Source organism: Streptomyces sp. NPDC007162 (assembly GCF_040634175.1).
In the GTDB taxonomy this organism is placed as follows: Bacteria; Actinomycetota; Actinomycetes; order Streptomycetales; family Streptomycetaceae; genus Streptomyces.
Genome location: NZ_JBEYFC010000074.1, coordinates 1 through 26,736, shown reverse-complemented (window position 1 = coordinate 26,736; position 26,736 = coordinate 1). Strand labels below are relative to the sequence as shown.

Here is a 26,736-nt window from a genome sequence, read left to right as displayed (position 1 = left end):
GGCTGCCCAGGTCGAGCTTGGTCATGGTGCGGTTGAGGTGGGTCTTCACGGTCGCCTCGCTGATGTAGAGCCGGTCGGCGATCTCCAGGTTGGACAGGCCGCGGGCGGTGAGTTCGAGGACCTCGACCTCGCGGGAGGTCAGCACCTGGAGGTCGGGCGGTGTGCCGGCGCCGGGGTCGGGGCCGCGCTGCCGGGCGAACGCCTCGACCAGGCGCCGGGTGACGCTGGGCGCGAACAGGGCGTCACCGCCGTCCACCGCGGTGACGGCGGCCAGCAGCCGTTCGGGGCCGGAGTCCTTGAGGAGGAACCCCGAGGCGCCGGCGCGCAGGGCGCCGTACACGTACTCGTCGAGGTCGAAGGTGGTGAGCACGAGGACCCGCGGTGCCGGTCCCGCCGCCTCGGCGAGGATGCGCTCGGTGGCCTCGATGCCGTTCAGGCCGGGCATCCTGATGTCCATCAGGACCACGTCGGGCCGGGTCTCGGCGGCCAGCCGCACCGCCTCCGCGCCGTCCCCGGCCTCGCCGGCCACCTCGAACCCGGGAGCGGCCTCCAGCAGCCCCACCAGACCCGCGCGGATGAGGAACTGGTCGTCGACCACGAGCACTCTGGTCATCCGGTACGGTCGTCCCCCCGCCGTGCGAGTGTGGCCGAGGTCGGCAGGGTCAGCTCGACCGCGAAGCCGCCCTCGGAGCGCGGGCCGACAGCGATCGTCCCGCCGTAGAGCTTGGCCCGCTCGCGCATGCCAATCAAGCCGTGGCCTGCGCCCGTTCGCATTCTGTCCGGATTCACCCCCTCCCCGTCGTCGAGGACGGACACGGTCAGCTCGTGCGGGCCGTACCGCAGCAGCACGCGCGCGCGTGCGTGACCGGCGTGTTTGAGGACGTTGGTGAGCGCCTCCTGGACGACGCGGTAGGCGCACAGTTCGACACCGGGCGGCAGCGGGCGGGGCGCGCCCTCGACGGTGTACTCGACGGACAGTCCACCGCTGCGCACCCGTTCGACGAGTTCGGCCAGCCGCTCCAGGGTGGGCATCGGGGCCCGCTCGGCGGCCTCCGGGTCCTGTTCGCGCAGCACCTGCAGCATGCGCCGCAGCTCCTCCAGGGCCTCTCCGCTGGTGTCCGCGATGGTGCCGAGGGCGCCCCGCGCCTTGCCGGGGTCCGACTCGAAGACGAACCTCGCCAGCCCGGCCTGCACCGAGATCACCGACATGTGGTGGGCCACGACGTCGTGCAACTCCCGTGCTATCCGGCCGCGTTCCTCCGCCACCGCACGCCGCGCCCGCTCGGCCTGCTCGGCCCGCAGCCGCCGGGTGAGTTCACCGGAGCGCTGGGCGAGGTGCCCGAACCAGAGCAGCACCGTGCAGTACAGCAGCGCCTGCATGACGACGGAGGGCATCGAGGAACGTGCGGTGACGAGCCCGCCGTACAGCCACGTGCCCGCCATGCACACGGCACAGCCGACGGCGATCCGGACCGGTCGTACCGACGCGACCGTGTACAGCGCCAGCATGGAGCCGAAGCTGCACACCACGGGCCAGTAGCCGAAGCTGATGTAGACGATCGACGCGCCCTGCACGACGGCGAACACCTGGAGCGGCCACCGCCCCCGCAGCGCGGTGGGCAGGTGCGCGAGACCGACCAGCGCGTAGGCCCGCGCGTCCAGCGGCGGCCAGCCCTGCGTGGGCGACTCCCGCCCCAGCAACACGGCCGTCACGACCGTCATGCACGCGATCAGCGTGTCGACGGCGAGCGGGGGCGGGTTGCGCGGTCGCATCGCCGCAGCGTAACGCGGGGCTCGAAGTGACCGAGTCAATCACCGGACGTACCACGGAAGTTGTAGACGGTTCAATCGAGGGTGGGATTCGCCGGGCCCGCCGGATCTCTACTTTCGAAACCGGGGGGAAGCAGGCCCGCACCCACCGGGGGAGGTGCGGGCCACGCCCTGGGCCCCTGGCAACCCCTAGTTCCTCATCGTGAAGTGCAGGGTGTCCTTCAGATAGGGGATCACCAGCCACGGCTTCGGCTGCGCCATCAACGCCAGCAGCACGATCACCAGCCCCAGCACCCCGTACGTCGCGATGTCGGTGAACCGCGACCTGACGGCCAGCATCCCGACGCTCGGCAGCACCCACCGCATCACGCCCCCGGCCAGCAGCGCCGCCCCGATCAGCAGCGCCCCCACCCGGAACTGGTCCAGCGAGGTCAGCAGCAACCCGACCGCGACGGCCGCCAGCACGATCAGGATCGGCCACTGCCGGGCCGGCGCCGGCAGATCCCCCGACGCGGCCCGGCCGCCCCCTTCGGGGCGCGCCGTGTCCCGGGTGAACAGCGGGAAGCGGCGCGTGGTCCGCCGGGGCCGGCCCTGCGCGTCCGGGGCGCTGATCGCGTCGCGGGCGGTCAGCTCGTCGTCGTGCGCCTGGTCAGCCGACACTGCGCTCCGCCGCCTCGACCACGTTGACCAGCAGCTGCGCCCGGGTCATCGGCCCGACACCGCCGGGGTTCGGGGAGAGCCACCCGGCGACCTCGGCGACCCCGGGGTGGACGTCGCCGACGATCTTGCCGTCCGTGTTGCGGGAGACACCGACGTCGAGGACGGCGGCACCCGGCTTGACGTCCTCGGGACGGATCAGGTGCGGGGAGCCGGCCGCGGCGACGATGATGTCCGCGCGCCTGAGGTGCGACGAGAGGTCGCGCGTACCGGTGTGGCACTGCGTGACCGTCGCGTTCTCGCTGCGCCGGGTGAGCAGCAGCGGCATCGGGCGCCCGATGGTCACACCGCGGCCGACGACCACGACCTCGGCGCCCTTGATCTCGACGCCGTGGCGGCGCAGCAGGGTCAGCACGCCGTTCGGGGTGCAGGGCAGCGGCGCGGGCTCGCCGAGCACCAGCCGGCCGAGGTTCATCGGGTGCAGGCCGTCCGCGTCCTTGTCCGGGTCCATCATCTCCAGGATGCGGTTCTCGTCGATGCCCTTGGGCAGCGGCAGCTGGACGATGTAGCCGGTGCAGGCGGGGTCGTCGTTGAGTTCGCGGACGACCGCCTCGATCTCCTCCTGGGTCGCGGTGGCCGGGAGTTCACGCTGGATGGAGGCGAGGCCGACCTGCGCGCAGTCGCGGTGCTTGCCGGCGACGTACTTCTGGCTGCCGGGGTCGTCCCCGACCAGGATCGTGCCGAGGCCGGGCGTGACGCCCTTCTCCTTCAGGGCCGCCACGCGGGCGGTCAGATCGGACTTGATCGCGGCTGCGGTGGCCTTGCCATCGAGAATCTGGGCGGTCATGGGTCCATCCTCGCGGATGCGGGTGTCCCGGTTCCAGTCGGGTGTGCGGTCATGATCGATGATGTTGCACTTGCACAACACATCGCTAATCGGACTGGACAACCACTCCGTGGTACTTGACGATGAGCGGCGCAGCATCGCGGTCCGGTTGGGGGGCAAACCGCTCAGTTCATGACGTACCTCCGTCCCTGTCCGCGTCGTCCCCGCAGGTCCAACGGAGGAAGACCGCCATGAGTTTCGGCTCGCCCAACAACCCCTATGGTCAGCCGCAGAACCCGCAGCAGGGTCAGCCCGGCTACGGCTACCCCCAGCAGGGCCAGCCCGGCTACCAGCAGGCCCCGCAGGGCGTGCCGCCGCAGCAGGGCTACGGCTACCCCCAGCAGCAGCCCGGCTACCCGCAGCAGGGCGGCTACGGCTACCCGCAGCAGGGGTACGGCGCGACGCCGCCGTACGCGAACTGGGGCCAGCGTTTCCTGGGCACCCTGGTCGACGGCCTGGTCTTCCTCGTGCCCTACATCCTGGTGCTCTTCAGCAGCAAGGCGGCGGTGCTGGGCATCATCGGCGGTCTCGCGCTCCTCGGTATCGCGATCTGGCAGCTGATCCAGGAGGGCCGCACCGGCCAGACCATCGGCAAGAAGGCGCTGGGCATCCGCCTGGTCAAGGAGGCCACCGGGCAGCCGATCGGCGTCGGCATGGCCTTCGTGCGCCGTATCGCGCACATCCTGGACAGCCTCGCCTGCTACCTGGGCTGGCTGTGGCCGGCGTGGGACTCCAAGCGCCAGACGTTCGCCGACAAGGTCTGCGGCACGATCGTGATCCGCAGCAACTGAGCGGTCGTACGCACGTCAAGGGCCGTGTCCCCCGCGATGGGGGACACGGCCCTCGTGTGTGCGCCTGCGCGCCCGCGGCTCAGTGGAAGAAGTGCCGCGTCCCCGTGAAGTACATGGTGACGCCCGCCTTCTCGGCGGCCTCCACGACCAGTTCGTCACGGACCGAACCGCCGGGCTGCACCACGGCCTTGACCCCGGCCGCGGTGAGGATCTCCAGGCCGTCCGGGAAGGGGAAGAACGCGTCGGAGGCGGCGTAGGAGCCGCGCGCCCGCTCCTCGCCGGCCCGCTCGACCGCCAGCTTCGCGGAGTCGACGCGGTTGACCTGGCCCATGCCGACGCCGACCGAGGCGCCGTCCTTGGCGAGCAGGATGGCGTTGGACTTCACGGCCCGGCAGGCCTTCCAGGCGAAGGCGAGCTCGGCCAGCTCCTGGGCGCCGAGTGCCTCGCCGGTCGCCAGGGTCCAGTTGGCCGGGTCGTCGCCGTCGGCCTGGAGGCGGTCGGTGACCTGGAGCAGCACACCGCCGTCGACGGGCTTGACCTCGACGGGGTTCGCCGGGGCGCCCGGCGCCTTCAGAACCCGGATGTTCTTCTTCTTGGCGAGCGCTTCGAGGGCGCCGTCCTCGTAGTCGGGCGCGACGATGACCTCGGTGAAGATCTCGGCGACCTGCTCGGCCATCTCCCGGCTCACCGGCCGGTTGACGGCGATGACCCCGCCGAACGCGGACAGCGGGTCGCAGGCGTGCGCCTTGCGGTGCGCCTCGGCGACGTCCGAACCGACGGCGATGCCACAGGGGTTGGCGTGCTTGATGATCGCGACGCAGGGCTCGTCGTGGTCGTACGCGGCACGGCGCGCGGCGTCCGTGTCCGTGTAGTTGTTGTACGACATCTCCTTGCCGTGCAGCTGCTCGGCCTTGGCGAGGCCGCCGCCGCTCGCGTCGACGTAGAGCGCGGCGGGCTGGTGCGGGTTCTCGCCGTAGCGCAGGGTGTTCTCGCGCTCCCAGGTGGCGCCGAGGAAGTCCGGGAACCGCGACTCGTCGACCGGCGCGTACTCCGAGGCGAACCAGGAGGCGACCGCCACGTCGTACGACGCCGTGTGCTGGAAGGCCTCGGCGGCGAGCCGCTTGCGGGTGGCGAGGTCGAAGCCGCCCTCGGCGACGGCGGCGAGGACGTCGGCGTACCGCTGCGGGCTGGTGACGACGGCGACCGACGGGTGGTTCTTGGCGGCGGCGCGGACCATCGAGGGACCGCCGATGTCGATCTGCTCGACGCACTCGTCCTCGCTCGCGCCGGAGGCGACGGTCTCGCGGAACGGGTAGAGGTTGACGACGACGAGGTCGAACGGCTCGACGCCGAGCTCTTCGAGCTGCTTGCGGTGGCTGTCCAGGCGCAGGTCGGCGAGGATGCCGGCGTGCACCCTGGGGTGCAGGGTCTTGACCCGGCCGTCCAGGCACTCCGGGAAGCCGGTGAGCTCCTCGACCTTGGTGACGGGGATGCCGGCGGCGGCGATACGGGAGGCGGTGGAGCCGGTGGAGACGAGCGCGACACCGGCCTCGTGCAGTCCACGGGCGAGCTCTTCGAGTCCGGTCTTGTCATAGACGCTGACGAGCGCGCGGCGGATGGCCCGCTTGCCGCTCTCGGCCGTGACAGTGCTCTCGGCGGTCACTGGATAACTACCTTTCGTCCCTCAATGCGGTGGCCGTTGCGGGCGATCCGCCCCACGACCTCGACGAGCAGCCTTCGCTCGACGTCCTTGATGCGCTCGTGCAGAGCGCTCTCGTCGTCCTCGTCCCGGACCTCCACCACGCCCTGAGCGATGATCGGCCCGGTGTCGACGCCGTCGTCGACGAAGTGGACGGTGCAGCCGGTGACCTTGGCGCCGTACGCGAGCGCGTCGCGTACGCCGTGGGCCCCGGGGAAGCTGGGCAGCAGGGCGGGGTGGGTGTTGACGGTCCGCCCCCCGAACCGCGCCAGGAACTCCTTGCCGACGATCTTCATGAACCCGGCGGAGACGACGAGGTCGGGCTCGTGGGCGGCGACGGCGTCGGCCAGCGCCCGGTCCCACTCGTCCCGGGTCCCGAAGTCCTTCACCCGGGTCACGAAGGTCGGGATGCCGGCGCGCTCGGCACGCGCCAGTCCCTCGATGCCGTCGCGGTCGGCGCCCACGGCGACGACCTGGGCGCCGTAGGCCTCGACGCCGGTCTCGGCGATCGCGTCGAGCAGCGCCTGGAGGTTGGTGCCGGATCCGGAGACCAGCACGACGAGGCGCTTGGCCACGGGCTTGGCGGCCACGGCGGGGCCCTTTCTCGGGGGAGCGTCGGTACGGCGGCCGGTCTCGTACCGAGTTTGTACATTCGTACGAGTGCTTCGCGCCCCGGGATACGGGGAAGTCTACGAAGCAGCCGGCCGTCAGCAACGATACCGGCACACCGGGCGGCCCCCACGGGACGGGGGCGTGGCCGGAAGGTAGCGTCTGCGGGGGTGGCGTGGCGGGAACGCGTCCGGGGCACGGCGCGTTCATCAGGTGACCGGCCGTTCGTCCGCCGTACTGCTCAGCCGTACCGAGCAGCCGTGTTCATCAGTCGCACTCACCAGCCGTGCTCACCAGTCGTAGTCGATCTAGGGGAAGACGCTCAGTTGATGCCGGACCGCAGCCTGGGACTTCGCATGCTCCCCCCGCAGTCGGTACAGGACGGGACGCGTTCCGCCGTGCTGTTGCGGGAGCGGCCGGCCTCGCCGCCGGACGCGCCCTCGGACCGGCCGAAGGGCGATCAGCAGGACGACAACCCGTTCGCCCCGCCCCCGGAGGGCGCACCGGACTCGCCGTGGCGGCCGCGCCGCCCCGCCGGGGACGGTGAAGGTGACGGCGATCAGCAGTCGCCCTGGGGCCACCAGTGGAGCGACCGCCAGCCCGGGCGGCAGTCCGGCGGCTTCGGCGAGCGCCGCCCCGAGGGCGGCGGGGGCGGCCAGGACGGCGGGCCCGGCGGCCCCGGCACGCGCTGGGACCCCACGGACCCGGTGCAGCGGCGCGCCCGCTACGCGCTGCTGTGCGGCATGTGGGCCTTCTTCTTCGTGCTCTTCGGCTGGCCGTACGTGGCGCTGCTGCTGGGGGCGCCCGCGGTCTACTGGGGCGTCAGCGCGCTGCGCGCGAAGCCGCGCGGCGGCGACGAGACCGCCGCCGGCCGCCCCCAGACGACGGCGGCGATCAGCGGCCTGGTCACGGCGTCCCTGGCCCTGGCCCTGGTGGCGGCGAACTTCACCGTCCAGATGGTCTACCGCGACTACTACACCTGCGCCTCGGACGCCCTGACCAACGAGGCCAGACAGTCCTGCGACCACCTGCTCCCCGAGAACCTCCGCCCCTTCCTGGGCAGCCCGAACAGCTGACCCGGCCGGGGGCCGCCCGCTGACGCACGGCTCCACCCGGACCGGGCGAGCGGGTGCCCTGCCCCTCAGGCCGACGGATCGGATGCGTCGGTGGGGGTGAGGGGTGCTTCGGCGGCGGGGAGGGGTGCGGGCAGGGGGAAGGGGTCGTCGGCAGGGAGGGGGTCGTCGGCGGGGAGGAGGTCGTAGGCGTCTTCCGGGTCCTGCGGCGAGATCGGTGCCGGTCTCGGGGTCGTGGTCGGTGTCGGTGCCGGTCGGGAGGGGTCCGGCTGCGGGGGGCGCGGGGTCCGGACGCGCCATGCCCTCAGTGCCAGCGCCGTCGGGATGCCCACCGCGAGGAGCCAGACTCCCGTCGCCGTGCCCGTCTGCCACCACAGGGGGCCGAAGCGGGCGAGTGCCGCGACGCCCAGCGGGCCGCCGGCCAGTTCGGCGAGCGCCGCCTGCAGCAGCCCGCACAGCAGTGCCGCCGACGTCACCACCCCGGCCGTGCGCCCGGCCGTCCACCCGCGCCGGACCGCCCTGCCCACCACGAACCACGCCACCGTCACCCCGGCCGCCACCGGCACCGCCACGGCCGCCCAGTCGACCGGCGTGCCCGGCCCGGCGTCCGGCACCGCCGCCAGCAGCGGGAAGGGCGGCAGCAGCGGCGCCGGATTCGACGCCAGCGGGTTGACCACGTGCCCGGCGCCGAGCGCGAAACCGGGACCGACGGCGTACGACGCCGACCACACCGCCGCGTTGGGGACGAGGCAGACGCAGAGCAACAGCACCGCGAACCGGCCCGTCCACCCAGCCGTCAGCTGCAGGAACGACGTCCGCGCCGGGTCCCCGTGCCCCACCAGCGACACGGCGAGCAGCAGGGTGCCGCCGCCGAAGAACACGGCCGCCCCGGCGAGGGACGCGCGAACGGCCGTACCCCACCGCACCCTGGTGTCCCGCCCGAGCAGCCGCCGTCGTACCGGGCCCGGCAGCAGCGCGGCCAGGGCCAGCAGCGGCTCGCGCGGACGGCCGTACGCCGTCCACACCCCTCCGCCCGCCGCACCCGCGACGAGCAGCGGCAGACACGCCGTCACCCAGCCCCACGCGGGCCGCAGTTCACCGCCGGACGCGTACAGCGCGGCGCACCCGCCGACGCCGAGGTAGCCGGTGACGACCCCGGCCCACGCGGTCAGAGCGGGGATCGGCGGCGGCACGTCGGCCTCGTCGCCGTCCTGCGGGTCCGCCGCGTCCACGGCGTCCCTCGCCCCCCGGTACACGAGCAGCACCGGCACCACCACCAGCAGCAACGGCGTGATGCCGACCGGGGCCGGCACCCCGGAGAGGGTGCCCGTGCGGACCAGGTCGACGCCGTGGGCGAGCAGCCACAGGGCCGCCGCGACGTGCAGCGCGCCGGCCGGACCGCTGTCGGGATACGGCGAACTGACCCACAGCGCGATCGCCAGTACGGCGAACGCGCCGAGCCCGAGCCCGGCCGCGAGCGCACCGGCCGCCAGGCTCGCGGCGAAGCCGGGGGAACGGTCGCGCACCCGGTCGCGGACCGGCCTGAGCAACAGGGACAACGACGGTCGGCGGGCGGTCATCCGAATCACGCTCGCCATGCTCCCAACGACACGCGCTTTTCCGGCGTAACGGGCGAACCACCGTAGTGTCGCTCAATATACGTTTATGTGTTTTTTCGTAGAAAGATAGGAAGACAGGTATGGTGACGCAGAGTCCTGCCCCCACCGACGAGGCCGCCCCCTCCCCGGCCCTGACGCCCGCTCAGGCCTTCGACGCGCTCTACGCGTTCTGCGCACCGGCCCTGGTCCGGCAGACCTACCTGCTCACCGGACGCCGGGAGCTGGCGCAGGAGGCGGTCGAACGGGCCTTCCAAGTGGCATGGCAGAACTGGCCCCAGGTGGCCCGGGACCGGGACCCGGCCGGCTGGGTGCGGGCGGTGGCGCACGAGTGCGCCCTCTCCCCCTGGCACCGCTTCCGGCTGCGCTACCGCCACCCTGAGCCCCCGCCGGCCGACGCGGCGGACCGCGCCCTGCTGGAGGCGCTGCTGAAGCTGCCGCCGACGTACCGGCGCACGCTGCTGCTGTACGACGGCATCGGTCTCGACCTGCCGGAGACGGCGGCGGAGACGGAGGCGAGCACACCGGCGGCGGCCGGCCGGCTGACCCGGGCGCGGCGGCTGGTCGCCGACCGGGTGCCGGAACTCGCCGACCCCGCCGCGCTGCACCGCCGGCTGGCCGAGCTGGCCTCGACGGAGCGGCTGCGGGCGGCCCAGCCGCCCGCCGTGCGGACCTGCGCCGAACGCCGGACCCGCTTCTGGACCCGCTCCGCGCTCGCCTTCACGGCGACGATCATCGCGGCGACGACCTTGACGCTGCGGACGGCGCCGACCCACTACGAGGCGCCGATCGGCCCGGCCCAGGCGATCAGCGGGGTGCCGCCGGAGGTGGGGCTGGGGCCGTTGTCGGCGGGTGAGCGGCGGCTGGAGGCGAAGCTGCGCCGCGAGGTGGAGAAGGGTCCGGAGAGGGTGGTACCGCTGGCGAGGTAGGGCGTTCGGGTGCGGGCCGGTGGGGGTTGCTCGCGCAGTCCCCGCGCCCCTGAGGGGCGCGCTGGGGCGAGCGCGGACGCCGGTAGGCCCGTCCCCACCCCGGGGAACGGGCCTACCGGCATACAGTCACGCAGGCGTTCAGCCGGCGAGGATCTCGCGGGCCAGCTTCGCCGTCTCCGTCGGGGTCTTGCCGACCTTGACGCCCGCGGCCTCCAGGGCCTCCTTCTTCGCCTGGGCGGTGCCCGACGAACCGGAGACGATGGCGCCGGCGTGGCCCATGGTCTTGCCCTCGGGGGCGGTGAAGCCCGCGACGTAGCCGACGACCGGCTTGGTCACGTTCTTCGCGATGAAGTCCGCGGCCCGCTCCTCGGCGTCGCCGCCGATCTCACCGATCATGACGATCAGGTCGGTGTCGGGGTCGGCCTCGAACGCGGCGAGCGCGTCGATGTGCGTGGTGCCGATGATCGGGTCGCCACCGATGCCGACGGCGGTCGAGAAGCCGATGTCACGCAGCTCGTACATCATCTGGTACGTCAGCGTGCCGGACTTCGAGACCAGGCCGATACGGCCCGGCTTGGTGATGTCGCCCGGGATGATGCCGACGTTGGACTGGCCGACGGTGATGATGCCGGGGCAGTTCGGGCCGATGATCCGGGTCTTGTTGCCCTTCTTGCCGGCGTACGCCCAGAACGACGCCGAGTCGTGCACGGCGATGCCCTCGGTGATCACGACGGCCAGCGGGATCTCGGCGTCGATGGCCTCGACGACCGCGTCCTTCGTGAACTTCTCCGGCACGAAGATGACGGAGACGTTGGCGCCGGTGGCCTCGATGGCCTCCTTGACGGTACCGAAGACCGGTACCTCGGTGCCGTCGAAGTCGACCTTCTGACCGGCCTTGCGCGGGTTGACGCCGCCCACGACGTTGGTGCCGTCACCGAGCATGAGCTTGGTGTGCTTCATGCCAGTGGCGCCGGTCATGCCCTGGACGATGACCTTGCTGTCCTTGTTGAGCCAGATAGCCATGGTGTGTTGTGTCCTCGTCCTGAGTGCTTACTTGGCGGCGTGGGCCAGCTCGGCGGCCTTGTCGGCCGCGCCGTCCATGGTGTCGACGCGCTGCACCAGCGGGTGGTTGGCGTCGGTGAGGATCTTGCGGCCCAGCTCGGCGTTGTTGCCGTCGAGGCGGACGACGAGCGGCTTGGAGACGTCCTCGCCGCGGTCCTCCAGGAGCTTCAGGGCCTGCACGATGCCGTTGGCGACCTCGTCGCACGCGGTGATGCCGCCGAAGACGTTGACGAAGACCGACTTGACGTCGGGGTCGCCCAGGATGATCTCCAGGCCGTTCGCCATGACCTGGGCGGACGCGCCACCGCCGATGTCGAGGAAGTTGGCGGGCTTGACGCCACCGTGGTTCTCACCGGCGTACGCGACCACGTCCAGGGTGCTCATGACGAGACCCGCGCCGTTGCCGATGATGCCGACCTCGCCGTCGAGCTTGACGTAGTTGAGGTTCTTCTCCTTGGCGGCGGCCTCCAGCGGGTTGGCCGCGGCCTTGTCGTGGAGCTCCTCCCAGTCCGCGTGGCGGAACTCGGCGTTGTCGTCCAGCGACACCTTGCCGTCGAGGGCGATGACGTCACCGGAGGCGACCTTCGCGAGCGGGTTCACCTCGACCAGGAGGGCGTCCTCCTTGATGAAGGTGTCCCACAGCCTGACCAGGACGTCGGCGACCTTGTCGGCGACCTCGGCCGGGAACTTCGCCGCGGCGACGATCTCCTTGGCCTTGGCCAGGTCCACACCGTCGATCGCGTCGATCGGCGTCTTGGCGACGGCCTCGGGGCGGGTGGCCGCCACCTCCTCGATCTCCATGCCGCCCTCGACGGAGGCGATGGAGAGGAAGGTGCGGTTGGCACGGTCGAGGAGGAAGGAGACGTAGTACTCCTCGAGGATCTCCGGGGCCGTCTCGGCGATCATCACCTTGTGGACCGTGTGGCCCTTGATGTCCATGCCGAGGATGTCCGTGGCACGGGCGACGGCCTCGTCCGCGGAAGCGGCCAGCTTGACGCCACCGGCCTTGCCGCGACCACCGACCTTCACCTGCGCCTTGACGACGGACTTGCCGCCCAGCCGCTCGGTGATCTCGCGCGCCGCCTCAGGCGTGTCGATGACTTCACCGGCCAGCACCGGTACATCGTGCTTGGCGAAGAGGTCCCTCGCCTGGTACTCGAACAGGTCCACGCGCTTCCGTCCCTATCAGTGATCTCGCGGTTCGTTGGATGCGTGGGCGTGCCGCGAAGGGCAACGTGACGTCCGCTTGGGTCACAGGGGAAGCGCACACGGTGTCCGAGCGCGCGGCATGTCCGTCTCGCAGGTTATCGCCGCTTGCAGGGGGTCCCTAAATCGAGGGTCACACCTGAGCGGTGATACCTGTCACATGATGCCGGGTATCCCGGGTTTTCCTGGCACGGCGTGCCGCCTTGGCAGTGATGTGCGAGGCCTCACCGGGTTGGGGTTGGCCCGGTGAGGCCTCAGCCCCCTCCTCGGGGGGGTGGGCGGCCGGTCCCCGCCCAAGGGGACCGGCCGGCCCGTCTCGCGGGGGCCCGGCCCGGACGGACCGACGGCGTTCGGCCGTCCGGGTCTGGCCCCCCGCGGAGATCAGAGGGAGTAGGTCGGGGCCGGCTGCGGCCCGTGCACGTACTCCGGGGTGACCGGGAACGCGAGCGGCCCGGTGGCCGACGCGACCGGCTGCACGTCGCCGGCGGCGACGCCGTACCCGAGCACCTCGACACCGCCGAGGACCGGCCCGGCCAGATCCTCGGCATACGTGGCCACGTGCCCGCTCACCGGCCGGACATCGCCCGCCGCCTCGGTCGGGACAGCGGCCGGCGTCCGCTCGCACTCGGGGGCGAAGGCGGCGAGGGGCCCGAAGAGGTGGTCGACACCGTCCCGGAGGACGTCCGGGGAACCGCCGACCATGCCGACCGGGGCGACCTCGACGACGCCGGGCCGCGCGGAGGCGGGGGCAGGGGGGATGGGCTCCGCGGTGGCGGGGGTGGCGGGCAGGGCCGTGGCGGCAGCGGCCGCGGCCTGCGCCTTTGCCGCGCGGGCGGCCCGGGCTCCGTTGATGGCCTCGGCACCCCTGATCCTGGCGGCGAAGGCGTGCCGGGCCCGGTCCGTGCCGGTGGCCGCGGTCCCGGTGGTGCGCGGGGCCCACCACTGGGCCTCCCGCACGGCGCTCGGTACACCGGCGACGTCGGCGGCTATGACCACGGAACGGTGGATGTTCTTGTTCATACGTGCGTCTGATCCTTCGGGGCTCCGATGCGCTCGGCAGGCGTGCGCGGGAGCCGGGAGGGCTTCCGGTGCATCCGGAAGCGCGGCTGGGGACAAGCCGTCCGGAGGAGTTCGAGGGGGTCCGGGAGAGAGGGGGCCCTCGGGAGTCCTCGGGGTCCGGACGGACGGGCAGACCTGTTCCGCCCCCGCGCGCCAGGTCTGTGCGGGGAAGGGGGTCGCCGGCCCTAGCCGGGGAAGACGGGGATGTCCCGGTACCGTTCCGGGGTCCCGGCCGCGTCGACGCGCGCGGCGGCACCGGGCACGAGCCGCAGCGGCGCCCGGTCGACGAAGGTCACGGCGTACATGTCACCGTGCCGGGAGGCGGTGCCGTCCACCGCTGACTTGCCCAGGGCGCCGTCCGGATCCCCGGCGGGCACGGGACGGTCGGGAGCCCCGCCGGCCCGGGCGGCACGATGACCGTCGCGGTGCGTCACCCGCTCCGAGGCGGCGGGTACGACGCCGAGCCGCGGCCCGTACGACACCGCACCGGCCACCGCCCCCGCCGTACGGGACTTCCCGTGCCCGGCGGCGTGCACGACCGGCTGCCGCGGCTCGGCAGGGCGAGGCGCCGAGGTGACCGGCGCCGGAAGCGACGACCCCGGCGACCCGGAGACGACGGGCGGCTCCGGCACCTGCACCACCGGCGTGGCAGGCAGCGTGACAGGGAGCGTCGGCAGCCGCGTCGGCAGCTCCGACACCTGCTCCAGGGTGCCACCGAGCGTCTGGGTCAGGGTCGAGGCAACCGAACCGGTCACCGTCCGCACCACCTCGCCCACGCCGTCCACCACCGGCATGCCCCCGGTGACGGGTTTCCGTGGCGGGGTCGCCCGGTGCGGCGACAGCAGCCCGGGCAGCGACGCCTTCTGCGTCACGGCCGACGTCAACGCCGGCGTCCCCTCGGCCGCCTGTGCCTGCCCCCCGCAGAGGAAGCCGAGCGCGAGCAGTCCGCCGACCAGCAGCGCCAGGTGCAGCGCACGCCGTCCCGTCACCGTGCGCAGCACACGCACGGTGGCACCGGACAGAACTGCTGGCGAGGTCAAGACGGGGAGGACCCTCCCGTGCGGCGGAACAGAGCAGAGGTCACGCATGGCGTGAAGACCGGTGAAAGACCGGTGGAGACATCGATCCTTGCACGGGACTCCCGCGGTCGCGCAAGCCCCCTGTTACCGATGGGTACTCATGTCCCGTTTGATGCCGGAGGACTGCTGTCACCGAGTCGACAAGTCCCCCGCCGGTTCCGGCCTCACACCGTGTCCGGAACCGGTAGGGGCCGCTTCTCGATCGCCGCCGCCATCACCTCGGGGAAGAGATCGGGCGTGCACGCGAACGCCGGTGCCCCCAGCGCCGCGAGCGCCGCCGCGTGCTCCCTGTCGTACGCCGGCGCCCCCTCGTCGGACAGCGCGAGCAGCGCCACGAACTGCACCCCCGACGCCTTCATCGCCGCCACCCGCTTGAGCATCTCGTCGCGTATCCCGCCCTCGTAGAGGTCGCTGATGAGCACGACGACGGTCTCCGCGGGCCGGGTGATCTGCGACTGGCAGTAGGCCAGCGCACGGTTGATGTCGGTGCCGCCGCCGAGTTGGGTGCCGAACAACACGTCCACCGGGTCGTCCAGCTGGTCGGTGAGATCGACCACCGCGGTGTCGAAGACGACGAGCCGGGTGTCGATCGACCGCATGGACGCCAGCACCGCCCCGAACACCGACGCGTACACCACCGAAGCCGCCATCGACCCCGACTGGTCGATGCAGAGCACGACTTCCTTCTTGACCGACTGCGACGCCCGCCCGTACCCGATGAGCCGCTCCGGCACCACCGTCCGGTACTCCGGGAGGTAGTGCTTGAGATTGGCCGAGATCGTGCGGTTCCAGTCGACGTCGTGGTGGCGGGGCCGGTTGATCCGGGCACTGCGGTCGAGGGCGCCGGTGAGGGTGGCCCGGGTGCGGGTCGCCAGCCGCTTCTCCAGGTCCTGGACGACCTTGCGCACGACCGCCCGTGCCGTTTCCTTCGTGGTCTCCGGCATCGCCTTGTTGAGCGAGAGCAACGTGCCGACCAGGTGGACGTCGGCCTCCACCGCCTCCAGCATCTCCGGCTCCAGGAGCAGCGCGGCCAGCCCCAGCCGGTCGATGGCGTCGCGCTGCATGACCTGGACGACGGAGGACGGGAAGTACGTCCGGATGTCGCCGAGCCAGCGCGCCGCCGACGGCGCCGACGCCCCCAGGCCCGCCGACCGCTCCCGCCCGGACTGCGTTCTGTCCCCCTTCCCGTACAGCGCGGCCAGCGTCCCGTCCATCGCCGCGTCCCGCCCCGCCAGCGCACACCCGGTGCCGTCCGCGGCCTCGCCCCCGAGCACCAGCCGCCACCGCCGCAACCGCTCCCGCGCGGGGTCGTCGACACCGGGTCCGGTGCCGGGTCCGGTGTCGGTGTTCGTCGCGTCCGTGGTCATCTGCCCGCCCCCACAAGGTCGTCGTCCGCAGTCGTGTCGTCGAGGCCGAGCAGCAGCCGCAGCACCGGCAGTACGGCGTCGGCCCGCCCGGCGTCCGCGTCGGCGCCGAAACCCGGGGTCCCGCCGGCCCGCCCCGGCCCCTGCCGCCGATCCCCCGGTCCCCGGCGCACCAGTTCGCCGATGGTCCTGCGCACCCCCGGCTCGTACGCCGAGAACGTCCGCCGCAGCAGAGGCAGTACGTCCGTGAACGCCTCCGCCGGTACGCCGGTCAGCCAGGCGTCGACCAGACCGAGCAGCCGCTCGTCGTGCACGAGCAACATCCCGCCCCCGCCGCCTCCGACGAACCCCTCGATCCAGGCGGCCGCGTCCGAAGGAGGCGTCCCGGGCGAGAGCACCAGCCCCATCAGCCGGGCCGCCTCCTCAGGCCCCAGCTCCCCCTCGTCCAGCAGGAGCCGCACCGCCCGTCCGCGCAGCACCCCAGGCACGCTGTCCCGCCCGGACAGTGTGCGCAGCACGGCCCGCCAGCGTCGGCGGAGGCCACCGCCACCGGGGCCGAGATCGCCCCCCGCCGCAACCGCGGTGGCCTGCGGCGTCACAGCCGGCGTCGCGGGTTCTGCCTTAGCGGTCCCGGCCCCCGCCGCAGTTGCCGTCGTAGGCGCTGGCGTTGCCGTCGCGTTCGCCGCCCCCGTCGATGTCGCTGCCGCCGCCCCGGTTGCGGTCGCCCTCGCCGTCCCCGTCTCGCCGAGCAGCCCCACCGCCGTGTGCACCGCGTCCACATGCCCCCGCATCTCCTCGGCCGCGTCCGCGTCGAGGGTGGCGCAGGCCGGCGGGAGCCCGACGAAGACGCGTTCGGCGAGGCCTTCGGCGACCTCGGCGAGGGCCCGGACGTCGGTGCCCCGGACGTCGCCGTAGCGCAGGGAGCGGACCAGGGCGGGCAGCGCCTGGGCGAGCCGTCCGACGTCCGTGTCCAGGGCGGCCCGGTCGGCGAGCGTCCGCATCACCACCGGCAGCGCCTCCGGCAGCCCGGCCAGCAGGCAGTGCTCGGCGAGCGCGGTGACCTCGGCGAGCGCGGTCGCGCCCACCGCGTCGGCCTCGGCCCTGGCCGTCGCCGCGCTCCGGACGGTCGTCCCCCACACGCCGGCCTCGGCCAGCCGCACCGACAGCTCCGGCTCCCAGCACAGCCGCCAGGTCTCCCGGAACGTGCCCGTGCTCCCCCGTGACCGCACCTGCTCCCCCCACCCGACGCCGAGCAGCCGCAGCCGGTGCAGCAGCCTGCTGCGCCCGGCGTCGGTCTCCTTGCGCAGGTCGAGATCGAGTTCCCGCTCCAGCGCCTCCGGCTTGAGCCTGAGCCGGCGCTGCTCCCGGACCAGGTCCCGCTGCAACGGCACCGCGGGCGCCCCCTCCGGCACCTCCCCCAGCACGTCCCCGACCACCAGCCGGTCGTGCACCAGCGCCAGCGGGACGTCCGAGCCCTCGCAGAGCACCGCCCGCACCGCGTCGGTCGTCTCGCCCAGGCCGGGCAACGGGCGCCCGCGCATCACCGCCAGGGTCTCGGCCAGCCGCACGGCCTCGATGACATGGGCCGAGGAGACGATCCGGTCCTCCTCACGCAGCAGTCCGGCCACCTTGGTGAGCCAGCGCTCGACGGGGCGGTCCGGGGCGCGGAACAGGTGCCCGTACCAGCCCGGTGAATCGATGCCCGCGCCGTACCCGCTCGCCCGGGCCAGCCGGCGGTTGGTCCACGGCACCCAGGTCATGTCCGTCCTGATCCTGGGCAGCCCCTTGAGCAGCTCCCGGTCGGCGGCGACGGAACTGCGCGCACGCAGCGCCGACACGTGCCAGGCCCCGCACACCACGGCGACCTCGTCACCGAACTCACGCTGTGCCGCACGCAGCCGGATCCGCATGTGGGCCTCCCGCACGGCGTCGCGGTCCCGCCCCTCGCCCCCGTACGTCTCCCGCAGCGCCGTCATCGCCTCCTCCACCGCGGCGAACGGTGCGAACACGTCCCCTTCCCCGGCCCTGCCCCGGTGCTCGACGACGTCCTCCCACCAGCGCTCGGGGTCGTCGTGACCGGCGGCCTCGGCGAGGGCCCCGAGGGGATCGACGCGCACCCGCGGTCCGGCGCCGCACTCTGCGCGACCGGGCTCATCTCCGGCCGGTTCCTCGCCCTCGGTGCCGGGGAACGCGGCCGCTTCCTCCGCCGCCTTCCGCAACGCCAGCGTGTGCGTGGCCGGCAGGTCGATGAAACGGACCGGGACCTCGTGCTCCAGGGCCCAGCGGACGGCCACCCACTCGGGGCTGAAGTCGGCGAACGGCCAGAACGCCGAGCGGCCGGGCTCGTCCACGGCGTGCGCGAGGAGCGCGACCGGTGGCCGCATCCCCGGGTCGGCGGCCAGCGGGATCAGCGCGTCCGCCTCGGGCGGCCCCTCGATCAGCACCGCCTTCGGCCGGGCGGCCTCCAGCGCGGCCCGCACCGCCCGCGCGGAGCCGGGCCCGTGGTGCCGCACCCCCAGGAGCAGCGGGCCGGGCCGCCGTGAGGTGTCGCTCACGCGCTCACCTCCCGGCAGGCGCGGTAGAAGTCCTTCCAGCCGTCGCGCTCGCGGACGACCGTCTCCAGGTACTCCTGCCAGATGAGCCGGTCGGCCGCCGGGTCGCGGACGACCGCGCCGAGGATGCCGGCGGCGACGTCGCCCGCCCGCAGCACGCCGTCCCCGAAGTGGGCGGCCAGCGCGAGGCCGTTGGTGACGACGGAGATCGCCTCGGCGGTGGACAGCGTGCCGCTGGGCGACTTCAGCTTGGTGCGGCCGTCGGCGGTGATGCCGTCGCGCAGCTCGCGGAAGACGGTGACGACGCGGCGGATCTCCTCGATGCCGTCCGGCGCGGTCGGCAGCTCGAGGGAACGGCCGATCTGGTCGACGCGGCGCGCGACGATGTCGACCTCGGCCTCCGGGCTGTCCGGCAGCGGCAGCACCACGGTGTTGAAGCGGCGGCGCAGGGCGCTGGAGAGGTCGTTGACACCCCGGTCGCGGTCGTTGGCGGTGGCGATCAGGTTGAAGCCGCGGACCGCCTGCACCTCCTGGCCCAGCTCCGGGATGGGCAGGGTCTTCTCGGACAGGATCGTGATCAGCGTGTCCTGGACATCGGCCGGGATCCGGGTCAGCTCCTCCACTCTCGCCGTCATGCCCTCCGCCATGGCCCGCATCACCGGGCTGGGCACCAGGGCGTCCCGGCTCGGGCCGTGGGCCAGCAGCCGCGCGTAGTTCCAGCCGTAGCGGATCGCCTCCTCGGGGGTGCCCGCCGTGCCCTGCACGAGCAGGGTCGAGTCGCCGCTGACGGCGGCGGCCAGGTGCTCGGACACCCAGGTCTTGGCGGTGCCGGGCACGCCCAGCAGAAGCAGGGCGCGGTCGGTGGCGAGGGTGGTCACGGCCACCTCGACGATGCGGCGGGGGCCGACGTACTTCGGCGTGATCACCGTGCCGTCCGGCAGCGTGCCGCCGAGGAGATAGGTGGCCACCGCCCACGGCGACAGCTTCCAGCGGGCCGGGCGCGGCCGGTCGTCCTGCGCGGCCAGCGCCGCGAGTTCCGCGGCGAAGGCGTGCTCGGCGTGCGGTCGCAGCGCGCTCTCGGCGGTCGTCGGATCGGTCGGTTCCACGGACACAGTCATGGCTGAGGCCCCCTCCAGCTCGGCCGGTTCGGATCTGGTGTCCACCGTGCACCACGCCACTGACAATCGGCCTGACCTGCATGAACACTCTCACCGGGGCGATTGTCAGTGGCGGGATCTACCTTCGATGGCATGACTCAGCAGGGGGTGCGCTGGAGTGCGGACCAGGTGCTGGCGCTGGCGCCTGACACCGCGTCACGCAAGGCGGGAAGCAAACTCGGGGCGTCGGGGCCGTGGTCCGGGGCGGGGAGCAGCGAGGAGGGGACGGTATGGGGACTGTGCAAGGGCAGCGGCAGCAAGCCGTACCAGACGATCGTCGACCTGGCGGACCCGGCGGGGGCCGCGTACAAGTGCAGTTGCCCGAGCCGGAAGTTCCCCTGCAAGCACGCCCTCGGACTGCTCCTGCTGTGGGCGGGCGGGGATGACACGGTGCCCACGGTCGCGCGGCCGCCGGACTGGGCCGAGCAGTGGCTGACGGGCAGACGGCAGCGCGCTGAGGACAAACGCCCGGCCGGCGGCGGGAGTTCCGGGGCCGCCGCTGATCCCGAGGCGGCCCGGCGGCGGGCGGAGAAGCGGGCCGAACGGGTCACGGCGGGCGCGACGGAGCTGGAGCAGCGCCTGTCCGACCTGCTGCGCGGCGGCCTGGCCGCGGCCGAGCACGCGGGGTACGGGCTGTGGGAGGAGACGGCGGCCCGCATGGTCGACGCCCAGGCCCCCGGACTGGCGGCCAGGGTGCGCGAGCTGGGGTCGATACCGGCCTCCGGCCCCGGCTGGCCCGTGCGGCTGCTGGAGGAGTGCGCGCTGCTGCACCTCCTCGACCAGGGCTGGCTGCGCCGCGAGCGGCTGCCGGAGGAACTCGCGGCCACGGTCCGCTCCCGGGTCGGCCTGCCCGCGACCGCGGACGGCCCGCCGGTGCGTGACCGCTGGCTGGTCCTCGCCCAGTACGACACGGCGGACGCGAAGCTGACGACCCGCCGGATCTGGCTGCACGGCGCGGACTCGGGCCGTACGGCGCTGCTCCTGTCCTACGGCGCGGCGGGCCGCGCTCCCGAACTGGCGCTGCCGGTCGGCCTCGCCCTGGAGGCGGAGCTGGCCGCCTACCCGGGGGCGGCTCAGCACCGGGCGGCACTGGGCGAGCGGTTCGCCGCGCCCGCGCCCCTGCCGATACGGCCGCCGGGCGTGACCACGGCCCAGGCGGCGGCCCGGTACGGGGAGGCGCTGCGCGAGGACCCCTGGCTGGAGTCGGTGCCGGTGACGCTGGACCGGGTCGTCCCCGTCCCGGACGGCGACTCCTGGCAACTGGCGGACGCGGAGCACGACTCGGCGCTGCCGCTCACCCCCGCCGCCCGTTCCCGGCCGGGTCTGTGGCGCCTGGTCGCGCTCTCGGGCGGCGCCCCGCTCACCGTCTTCGGCGAGTGCGGCCACCGCGGCTTCACGCCCCTGACGGCCTGGCCGCAGGGAGCGGGCGAGGCGGTGCCGCTGTGCTGACCCGACCGCCTTGCGGCGACAACCGGACCGACTCGCAGAAGGGAGACCCCGTGACCGCTTGGGAAGATCTCGTCACCACGGCCCTGCTGGGCACGGACCGGCGACCGAACGTCGCCGGCGGGCCTGGTCGTGACGCTCCGGCGGCCCTGCTGGACGAGGCCGCCGTCGCGACCGTACGACGACGGGCCGGGCTGCGGCCGGCGCCGGCGGCGAAGCGCCCCGAGCCGGCCCCCGAGGACCCGCGGGCCGTGCTCCCGGCCGCCGCGGCGCGCAGACTGACGATGCTGCTCTCCGACCGTCCCGGCACCGGAACCGGCGGACGCCGGGGCCCCTCGCCCGACCTGATGGAGCTGCTGCCGCAGTGGCTGGCGGCGGCCGACGCGCGCGGGTTCGCGGCACCCCCGCAGGCGCTGCCCGCGCTGCTGGACGCGGCCCGGGGCCGTACCGACCTGCGGCCCGCCGCGCTGGCCTTCGCCGGACCGCGCGCCCTGTGGCTGGCCCGGCTCAACCAGGACTGGCGGTTCGCCCTGCGCGCGGCGCCGGGCGGTGGCGCGGCTCTGCCCGGCCCCGAGGACGCCGCCGGGGTACGGCGGTTGTGGCAGGAGGGGCTGTTCGCCGAGCGGGTCGCGCTGCTTTCGGCGCTGCGCGCCCGCGCCCCCGAGGCGGCGCGCGAGCTGCTGGCCGGGACCTGGGCGACGGAGCGGGCCGAGGACCGGCTGATGTTCCTCGACTCACTGCGCACGGGGCTGGCCGCCGCGGACGAGCCGTTCCTCGAGCAGGCGCTGTCGGACCGGAGTCGTAACGTGCGGACGACGGCGGCGGAGTTGCTGTCCGCGCTGCCCGGCTCGGCGCTGGCCGGACGGCTGGCGGTACGGGCCGCGGCATGTGTGGCGGTCGATCACACCGGAGACGGCCCGGTGCTCGCGGTGGAGGCGCCGCCGGAGTGCGATCCGGGGATGGAGCGCGACGGGGTGGTGGCCAGACCGCCGACCGGGCGTGGGGAACGGTCCTGGTGGCTGGGCCAGTTGGTGGCGGCGGCCCCGCTCGCCACCTGGGCGGCGCGGCTCGGCGGGCGTACGCCCCGGGAGATCGTGGCGCTGCCGGTGGCGGACGGCTGGCAGGGCGAGTTGCACGCGGCCTGGTGCCGGGCCGCGGTACGGCAGCGGGACGCCGAGTGGGCGCGTGCGCTGCTCGGGGCGCCTGCCGCGCCGGAGGCGGGCGGCCCGGGTGCGGTGTCCCTGGCCGAGCGGGCCAAGCTGCTGGGCACGCTGACGGCGGCGGAGCGGGCCGACTGGGTGGCCGGTTTCATCGCCGCCCATGGTCTGTCGGAGGCGTTCCAGTTGCTCGGCATGTGTGCCCTGCCGTGGTCCGCGCCGCTCGGGCGGGCCGTGGTGGACGCCCTCAACATCGCGCGGGACGCGGGGAGTTATCCCTGGAGTTTCAGCGGGGTGATGGGCCTGGCCGAACGCTGCCTGGACCCCGCGGAAGCCGGCCGCCTTGACGCGCTGCTGGCGATACCGGACGAACGGGCGGACGCGGCGCCAGGGGCCGGCGGGTACTGGGCGGAGGCGTTCCAGCGCCTGGTGACGACACTGAGACTGCGAGCGACGATGCTGGCGGAACTGGACGGCGCTCCAGCGCCCCAAAAGGGTGTGGGGAACTGCGCGACAAGCCACGACGGCGCCGCGCCGAACCCCCACCACCAGTCGCGCGGCACCTGAAAACCGGCCCACCACGCCCGCGGGACTACGCCTCCGTCGGCTGCCTGACGTTCGCCCGGACCCACTCCACGATCGAGGCCGTGGTCGCGCCCGGTGTGAAGATCGCCGCGACCCCCTTCTCCTTGAGGGGGGCGATGTCGTCCTCGGGGATGATCCCGCCGCCGAACACCAGGATGTCCTCGGCGTCGCGCTGCCGCAGGAGGTCGAGGACCGCGGCGAACAGGGTGTTGTGGGCGCCGGAGAGGATGGAGAGGCCGATCGCGTCGGCGTCCTCCTGGATGGCCGTGTCGACGATCTGCTCCGGCGTCTGGTGGAGCCCGGTGTAGATGACCTCCATACCGGCGTCGCGCAGCGCCCGCGCGATGACCTTCGCGCCGCGGTCGTGACCGTCGAGCCCAGGTTTGGCCACCACCACGCGGATCGGACCGGCTGCCACACCCATCACTGCCTCCATGACGCCAAGTGAACGAACGTTATCTCCAGCATCCCGCAACCGGCAGTTTCGCGGAGGTTACCGAGGGGGAAATCACACACAGTGGGACACGTCAGGGAGCCGCAGCGTGGTCCGCGGGAGCGACAGGGGCACGCGATGCGGCCTGCCGTCGTGCCCCCGTGATCTCCGCTCGGCCTCCCGCAAGGGCATACGGGGGACGGAGTCGCCCTCCGCGTGCCGACAGGAGGTCGGCCGATGAAGGTCACCGGGGTGCTCGATCCCTTTCTCCCGCTCTGCCGCCGCCTCCTGCCGGGCAGACTCGCCGGACTGTCGCTGGCCCTGCTGAAGTCGACCGCCTTGGAGGCCGCGATCCTCGCCGGGCACCTGCTGCTCTATCCCACGGGACTCACCCCGGAGCGCCGCCCGCCCGCTCCTGCCGTTCCCGCCGCTCCGCCCGCGCAGCGCGACGGCACCGCCCGGCTGCCGGTCCGCACGGTCCCGCCGGTCGTGCTGCTGCACGGCTTCATCGACAACCGCTCGGTCTTCGTCCTGTTGCGCCGCACCCTCGCCCAGCACGGCGGCCAGCGCGTCGAGTCGCTCAACTACTCGCCGCTGACCTGTGACATCCGCACCGCGGCGGAACTGCTCGGCAGGCACATAGAGGAGATCTGCGAGCGCACGGGCAGCCCACGGGTCGACGTCGTCGGACACAGCCTCGGCGGGCTGATCGCGCGCTACTACGTCCAGCGCCTCGGCGGGGATCTGCGCGTGGGCACCCTGGTGACGCTCGGCACCCCGCACTCCGGCACCCGGGTCGCACCGCTCGCCGACGCGCACCCGATCGTGCGGCAGATGCGCCCCGGTTCCGAGGTGATGGAGGAACTGACCCGCCCTGCGCCCGGCTGCCGCACCCGGTTCGTGAGCTTCTGGAGCGACCTCGACTCGCTGATGGACCCGGTGGAGACGGCCCGTATCGAGCACCCGGACCTTCTCGCGACCAACGTGCGCGTGACCGGGATCGGCCACCTCGCCCTGCCCGTCCATCCGGCGATCGCCGTCGGCATAAGGGAAGCCCTCGACGAGGCGCGCACGGGGGAGCGGCCGGCCGACGGTCTGACGGTGGCGTGACGGTGGCGTGAGGCGATCCGGACAGCGGGAGCATTCGGCCCGCTTCGGGCGGACAACGAGCGCCCCGCGCAACCGAATCAGGGCCGCCGAACCGGACTCGATCTCGAACACTCCTCGAACACAAGGCCAAACCCGCGCCCGCCGTCCCCCGAAACACGGCCGAATGCCCGTTTCCCGCAACCACGAAACCTGTTGAAGATTGTCGCGCCCGTATACCGCCGGGTACAGTCGCCGCACTGCTCTGCCAGCCCCTGTTGTCGAGGCGAAAGAGAAGTTGGTGAACGACCGTCACCCGTCGGGGACCATGACCACCCCGGCTCCGGCTTCCGACGCCGGCCCGGCGCACTACGCGTCGTACGGCACCCAGGAAGCCCAGTACGGGGACTTCACCACGTACGGCGACCACACCGCCACCGCGTTCCACAGCGACCCGCTCTTCGGCAACCTGCCCGGCCAGAGCCAGGGCACCGGCGCGTACGACACCACGCAGTGGCAGCCGGCCGACGACCGGACGCCGAACTACGACGCGTACGCGGCCCAGCATCACGCCGCCTACGACTCCGGTGCCTACGACAGCACCGCCTGGACCGTCCCGGCACAGGGCACACCAGCGGCGGTCACCGACACCGGCGGTCACTGGGACGCGAACGCGTGGCTCCAGCCCGACCAGGCAGGCATGGCCGGGGCCACCCAGCAGTGGGAGTGGGGCACCCAGACCTTCGACACCGGTGCGTACGACGCCACGCAGTGGAACTCCGACGGCACCCCGGCGCAGGCCGCCGACCCGGCGCAGGAACCGCACACCGCGTACGAGGGGTACGAGGACGGTGCGTACGAGGAGCTTCCCTACGACGACCAGGCGTACGACGAGGCCTCCCCCGCCGCGGGTGAGGTGTCGGCCACCGGTGAGCTACCTGCAGTAACGCCACTGCTGGAGGACCAGGAAGAGGCCACCCCGGCGGTCGCCGCGTCCGCGACACGCGCCGGCTCCCGTGCGGGGGCGCGTTCCCGTCGTCGTACGCCCCCCAAGCGGTCCGCGTTGCTGACCATCGCCGTGCCCTCGGCCTGTGTGATGGGGGTCGCCGGGATCGCGGTCGCCTCCGTCGGGGGGCTGACCGACGACGGCAAGGACACCACGGCCTCGGCCTCCGACGCGCAGTCGGTGAAACCGTCCGCCGCCAACAGCAAGCTGGACGCCCAGCTCAGGACCCTCTCGGCGGGCGCCGACGACTTCGCCGACCGGGCCAGCCGGACCCAGGAGCGCATCGACCTGAAGGCCCAGCAGGAGGCCGAGAAGAAGAAGGCGGCGGCGGAGGCGGCCCGCAAGGAGCGGCTGCGCCCCAAGTACGTGCTCCCGGTCACCCAGAGGGGGCTCAGCGCCTACTTCGGCCAGGCAGGCGTCAACTGGATGTCCGTCCACACGGGCATCGACTTCCCCGTCTCGTACGGCACGACGGTGATGGCCGCGACCGACGGCGTCGTCTCCACCAAGTGGAACAGCGCCTACGGGAACATGATGATCGTGACGGCGAAGGACGGCACGGAGACGTGGTACTGCCACCTCTCCTCGTACCGCGTCGCCTCCGGTACGACCGTGAAGGCCGGCGATCCGATCGCGTACTCCGGGAACTCCGGGAACTCGACCGGCCCGCACCTGCACTTCGAGGTCCGGCCGGCGGGCGGCGCCGCCATAGACCCGCTGCCGTGGCTGCGCAGCCACGGACTGGATCCCACCTGATCGCTCGCCGGGCACCCGCCGACGGCGAGGGCCCGGGCGTCTACGGCTTCTCGGTACCTACAGCTTCTCCACCGGCGCGTACCGCAGCAGCAGGCGCTTCGGCTTGTCGTCGCCGAAGTCGATCGTCGCCTCCGCGTTCCCGCCGGTGCCCTTCACCGCGACGACCGTGCCCAGGCCGAACTGGTCGTGGGTGACCCGGTCGCCGACGGCCAGCGAGACCACCGGCTTCTCCGAGGTCCGCCGGGTGGCGAAGCCCGACGCGCCGGACGCCGAGGAGCGCGAGCGGGTCGAGGAGAGCGACGCGGCCACGCCCGACGCCGGTCCTGATGACACCGGCGCCATCGCCCCGGTCCGCTTCCACTCCAGATAGGCGCCCGGGATCTCCTCCAGGAAGCGAGAGGGCGGGTTGTACGACGGCTGGCCCCAGGCGCTGCGCATCGACGACCGGGTGAGGTACAGCCGCTCCCGCGCGCGCGTGATGCCGACGTACGCGAGGCGCCGCTCCTCCTCCAGTTCCTTGGTCTGCCCGAGGGCTCGCATGTGCGGGAAGACGCCGTCCTCCATGCCGGTGAGGAACACCACCGGGAACTCGAGGCCCTTGGCGGTGTGCAGGGTCATCAGGGTGATGACGCCGTCGCCGTTCTCGTCGTCGTCCGGGATCTGGTCGGAGTCGGCGACCAGGGCGACGCGTTCCAGGAAGTCGGCGAGCCCGCCGGTCGCCTCGCCCTCCTCGGACTCCTGCTCGAACTCCAGGGCCA

At 73.2% G+C, this 26,736-nt stretch carries 23 protein-coding genes; 7 read left to right on the top strand and 16 right to left on the bottom strand.

Annotated features, from left to right (window positions below):
• From ABZ646_RS11955 to ABZ646_RS11940, 4 genes are all read right to left on the bottom strand, one after another.
• Positions 1-613 (bottom strand): response regulator transcription factor (locus ABZ646_RS11955; RefSeq protein ID WP_360516421.1); only part of this gene is annotated, 613 nt, incomplete at its 3' end.
• Entirely contained in the window at positions 610-1,773 is a 1,164-nt protein-coding gene (locus ABZ646_RS11950) for a sensor histidine kinase (RefSeq protein WP_360516418.1), read from the bottom strand. The genes ABZ646_RS11950 and ABZ646_RS11955, both read right to left, overlap by 4 nt.
• Positions 1,774-1,959: 186 nt before the next feature.
• Positions 1,960-2,430 (bottom strand): DUF3017 domain-containing protein, encoded by a 471-nt coding sequence (locus ABZ646_RS11945; RefSeq protein ID WP_360516415.1) that lies wholly within the window; start codon positions 2,428-2,430, stop codon positions 1,960-1,962.
• Positions 2,420-3,274: a bifunctional methylenetetrahydrofolate dehydrogenase/methenyltetrahydrofolate cyclohydrolase gene (locus tag ABZ646_RS11940; RefSeq protein WP_360516412.1), complete on the bottom strand. Its 855-nt coding sequence runs from the start codon at positions 3,272-3,274 to the stop codon at positions 2,420-2,422. The genes ABZ646_RS11945 and ABZ646_RS11940 overlap by 11 nt, the downstream gene beginning before the upstream one ends.
• Positions 3,275-3,504: 230 nt before the next feature.
• On the opposite strand from ABZ646_RS11940, the gene ABZ646_RS11935 reads away from it, so the two are divergent.
• Positions 3,505-4,104, top strand: a complete 600-nt coding sequence (locus ABZ646_RS11935) for an RDD family protein (protein ID WP_360516409.1) — start codon at positions 3,505-3,507, stop codon at positions 4,102-4,104.
• Positions 4,105-4,183: 79 nt separating this feature from the next.
• On the opposite strand, the gene purH is transcribed toward ABZ646_RS11935, so the two are convergent.
• Together purH and purN are read right to left on the bottom strand one after the other, a co-directional pair.
• Positions 4,184-5,767: a bifunctional phosphoribosylaminoimidazolecarboxamide formyltransferase/IMP cyclohydrolase gene (purH, locus tag ABZ646_RS11930; RefSeq protein WP_360516406.1), complete on the bottom strand. Its 1,584-nt coding sequence runs from the start codon at positions 5,765-5,767 to the stop codon at positions 4,184-4,186.
• Complete coding sequence (gene purN / locus ABZ646_RS11925; RefSeq protein ID WP_360516403.1) at positions 5,764-6,393, bottom strand: phosphoribosylglycinamide formyltransferase; 630 nt, start codon at positions 6,391-6,393, stop codon at positions 5,764-5,766. Before purN ends, purH begins: the two co-directional genes overlap by 4 nt.
• Before the next feature lie 348 nt (positions 6,394-6,741).
• Between purN and ABZ646_RS11920 the strand changes: the two genes are divergently transcribed.
• On the top strand, positions 6,742-7,488 hold the full coding sequence (locus ABZ646_RS11920; protein WP_360516400.1) for a hypothetical protein: 747 nt from the start codon (positions 6,742-6,744) through the stop codon (positions 7,486-7,488).
• Positions 7,489-7,553: 65 nt separating this feature from the next.
• On the opposite strand, the gene ABZ646_RS11915 is transcribed toward ABZ646_RS11920, so the two are convergent.
• A complete protein-coding gene (locus ABZ646_RS11915; RefSeq protein WP_360516397.1) occupies positions 7,554-9,083 on the bottom strand; it encodes a DUF6350 family protein in 1,530 nt (509 codons plus the stop codon).
• Between the two features lie 101 nt (positions 9,084-9,184).
• Between ABZ646_RS11915 and ABZ646_RS11910 the strand changes: the two genes are divergently transcribed.
• Positions 9,185-10,030 carry a sigma factor-like helix-turn-helix DNA-binding protein gene (locus tag ABZ646_RS11910; RefSeq protein WP_360516394.1) on the top strand — a complete coding sequence of 282 codons (846 nt, stop codon included), beginning with the start codon at positions 9,185-9,187 and terminating at the stop codon, positions 10,028-10,030.
• Between the two features lie 138 nt (positions 10,031-10,168).
• Here ABZ646_RS11910 and sucD read toward each other — a convergent pair whose 3' ends face one another.
• From sucD to ABZ646_RS11875, 7 genes are all read right to left on the bottom strand, one after another.
• Positions 10,169-11,053 (bottom strand): succinate--CoA ligase subunit alpha, encoded by an 885-nt coding sequence (gene sucD, locus ABZ646_RS11905; RefSeq protein ID WP_046733150.1) that lies wholly within the window; start codon positions 11,051-11,053, stop codon positions 10,169-10,171.
• Between the two features lie 27 nt (positions 11,054-11,080).
• Positions 11,081-12,262, bottom strand: a complete 1,182-nt coding sequence (gene sucC, locus ABZ646_RS11900; protein WP_046733149.1) for an ADP-forming succinate--CoA ligase subunit beta — start codon at positions 12,260-12,262, stop codon at positions 11,081-11,083.
• Between the two features lie 417 nt (positions 12,263-12,679).
• Positions 12,680-13,318 carry a hypothetical protein gene (locus ABZ646_RS11895; protein ID WP_360516391.1) on the bottom strand — a complete coding sequence of 213 codons (639 nt, stop codon included), beginning with the start codon at positions 13,316-13,318 and terminating at the stop codon, positions 12,680-12,682.
• A 224-nt stretch (positions 13,319-13,542) separates the two neighbouring features.
• Positions 13,543-14,364 (bottom strand): hypothetical protein, encoded by an 822-nt coding sequence (locus ABZ646_RS11890; protein ID WP_360516388.1) that lies wholly within the window; start codon positions 14,362-14,364, stop codon positions 13,543-13,545.
• A gap of 236 nt (positions 14,365-14,600) precedes the next feature.
• Positions 14,601-15,803 carry a VWA domain-containing protein gene (locus tag ABZ646_RS11885; RefSeq protein WP_360516385.1) on the bottom strand — a complete coding sequence of 401 codons (1,203 nt, stop codon included), beginning with the start codon at positions 15,801-15,803 and terminating at the stop codon, positions 14,601-14,603.
• Positions 15,800-18,355 (bottom strand): DUF5682 family protein, encoded by a 2,556-nt coding sequence (locus tag ABZ646_RS11880; protein WP_360516382.1) that lies wholly within the window; start codon positions 18,353-18,355, stop codon positions 15,800-15,802. The genes ABZ646_RS11885 and ABZ646_RS11880 overlap by 4 nt, the downstream gene beginning before the upstream one ends.
• Positions 18,352-19,470 (bottom strand): AAA family ATPase, encoded by a 1,119-nt coding sequence (locus ABZ646_RS11875; RefSeq protein WP_360516379.1) that lies wholly within the window; start codon positions 19,468-19,470, stop codon positions 18,352-18,354. The genes ABZ646_RS11880 and ABZ646_RS11875 overlap by 4 nt, the downstream gene beginning before the upstream one ends.
• A gap of 132 nt (positions 19,471-19,602) precedes the next feature.
• Between ABZ646_RS11875 and ABZ646_RS11870 the strand changes: the two genes are divergently transcribed.
• Both ABZ646_RS11870 and ABZ646_RS11865 read left to right on the top strand, forming a co-directional pair.
• Positions 19,603-20,958: an SWIM zinc finger family protein gene (locus ABZ646_RS11870; protein WP_360516376.1), complete on the top strand. Its 1,356-nt coding sequence runs from the start codon at positions 19,603-19,605 to the stop codon at positions 20,956-20,958.
• Positions 20,959-21,008: 50 nt separating this feature from the next.
• Positions 21,009-22,679 carry a DUF5691 domain-containing protein gene (locus tag ABZ646_RS11865; protein WP_360516373.1) on the top strand — a complete coding sequence of 557 codons (1,671 nt, stop codon included), beginning with the start codon at positions 21,009-21,011 and terminating at the stop codon, positions 22,677-22,679.
• 25 nt (positions 22,680-22,704) lie between these two features.
• On the opposite strand, the gene ABZ646_RS11860 is transcribed toward ABZ646_RS11865, so the two are convergent.
• The gene (locus ABZ646_RS11860) at positions 22,705-23,121 is read right to left on the bottom strand and encodes a cobalamin B12-binding domain-containing protein (protein ID WP_132893081.1); all 417 of its coding nucleotides are present in this window, start codon (positions 23,119-23,121) and stop codon (positions 22,705-22,707) included.
• 246 nt (positions 23,122-23,367) lie between these two features.
• On the opposite strand from ABZ646_RS11860, the gene ABZ646_RS11855 reads away from it, so the two are divergent.
• Both ABZ646_RS11855 and ABZ646_RS11850 read left to right on the top strand, forming a co-directional pair.
• Positions 23,368-24,240, top strand: a complete 873-nt coding sequence (locus ABZ646_RS11855) for an alpha/beta fold hydrolase (RefSeq protein ID WP_360516370.1) — start codon at positions 23,368-23,370, stop codon at positions 24,238-24,240.
• Between the two features lie 277 nt (positions 24,241-24,517).
• The gene (locus ABZ646_RS11850; protein ID WP_360516367.1) at positions 24,518-25,978 is read left to right on the top strand and encodes a M23 family metallopeptidase; all 1,461 of its coding nucleotides are present in this window, start codon (positions 24,518-24,520) and stop codon (positions 25,976-25,978) included.
• 57 nt (positions 25,979-26,035) lie between these two features.
• On the opposite strand, the gene ABZ646_RS11845 is transcribed toward ABZ646_RS11850, so the two are convergent.
• A partial coding sequence (locus ABZ646_RS11845; protein WP_360516364.1) for a 3'-5' exonuclease occupies positions 26,036-26,736 on the bottom strand: 701 nt, incomplete at its 5' end.

Coding starts and splice junctions, on each gene's coding strand:
- ABZ646_RS11940 (WP_360516412.1), bottom strand. CDS start 3,274: ATGACCGCCCAGATTCTCGATGGCAAGGCCACCGCAGCCGCGATCAAG.
- ABZ646_RS11860 (WP_132893081.1), bottom strand. CDS start 23,121: ATGGGTGTGGCAGCCGGTCCGATCCGCGTGGTGGTGGCCAAACCTGGG.
- ABZ646_RS11915 (WP_360516397.1), bottom strand. CDS start 9,083: ATGGCGAGCGTGATTCGGATGACCGCCCGCCGACCGTCGTTGTCCCTG.
- sucD (WP_046733150.1), bottom strand. CDS start 11,053: ATGGCTATCTGGCTCAACAAGGACAGCAAGGTCATCGTCCAGGGCATG.
- ABZ646_RS11910 (WP_360516394.1), top strand. CDS start 9,185: ATGGTGACGCAGAGTCCTGCCCCCACCGACGAGGCCGCCCCCTCCCCG.
- ABZ646_RS11935 (WP_360516409.1), top strand. CDS start 3,505: ATGAGTTTCGGCTCGCCCAACAACCCCTATGGTCAGCCGCAGAACCCG.
- ABZ646_RS11920 (WP_360516400.1), top strand. CDS start 6,742: ATGCCGGACCGCAGCCTGGGACTTCGCATGCTCCCCCCGCAGTCGGTA.
- ABZ646_RS11950 (WP_360516418.1), bottom strand. CDS start 1,773: ATGCGACCGCGCAACCCGCCCCCGCTCGCCGTCGACACGCTGATCGCG.
- ABZ646_RS11875 (WP_360516379.1), bottom strand. CDS start 19,470: ATGACTGTGTCCGTGGAACCGACCGATCCGACGACCGCCGAGAGCGCG.
- ABZ646_RS11870 (WP_360516376.1), top strand. CDS start 19,603: ATGACTCAGCAGGGGGTGCGCTGGAGTGCGGACCAGGTGCTGGCGCTG.
- ABZ646_RS11885 (WP_360516385.1), bottom strand. CDS start 15,803: ATGACCACGGACGCGACGAACACCGACACCGGACCCGGCACCGGACCC.
- ABZ646_RS11855 (WP_360516370.1), top strand. CDS start 23,368: ATGAAGGTCACCGGGGTGCTCGATCCCTTTCTCCCGCTCTGCCGCCGC.
- ABZ646_RS11895 (WP_360516391.1), bottom strand. CDS start 13,318: ATGAACAAGAACATCCACCGTTCCGTGGTCATAGCCGCCGACGTCGCC.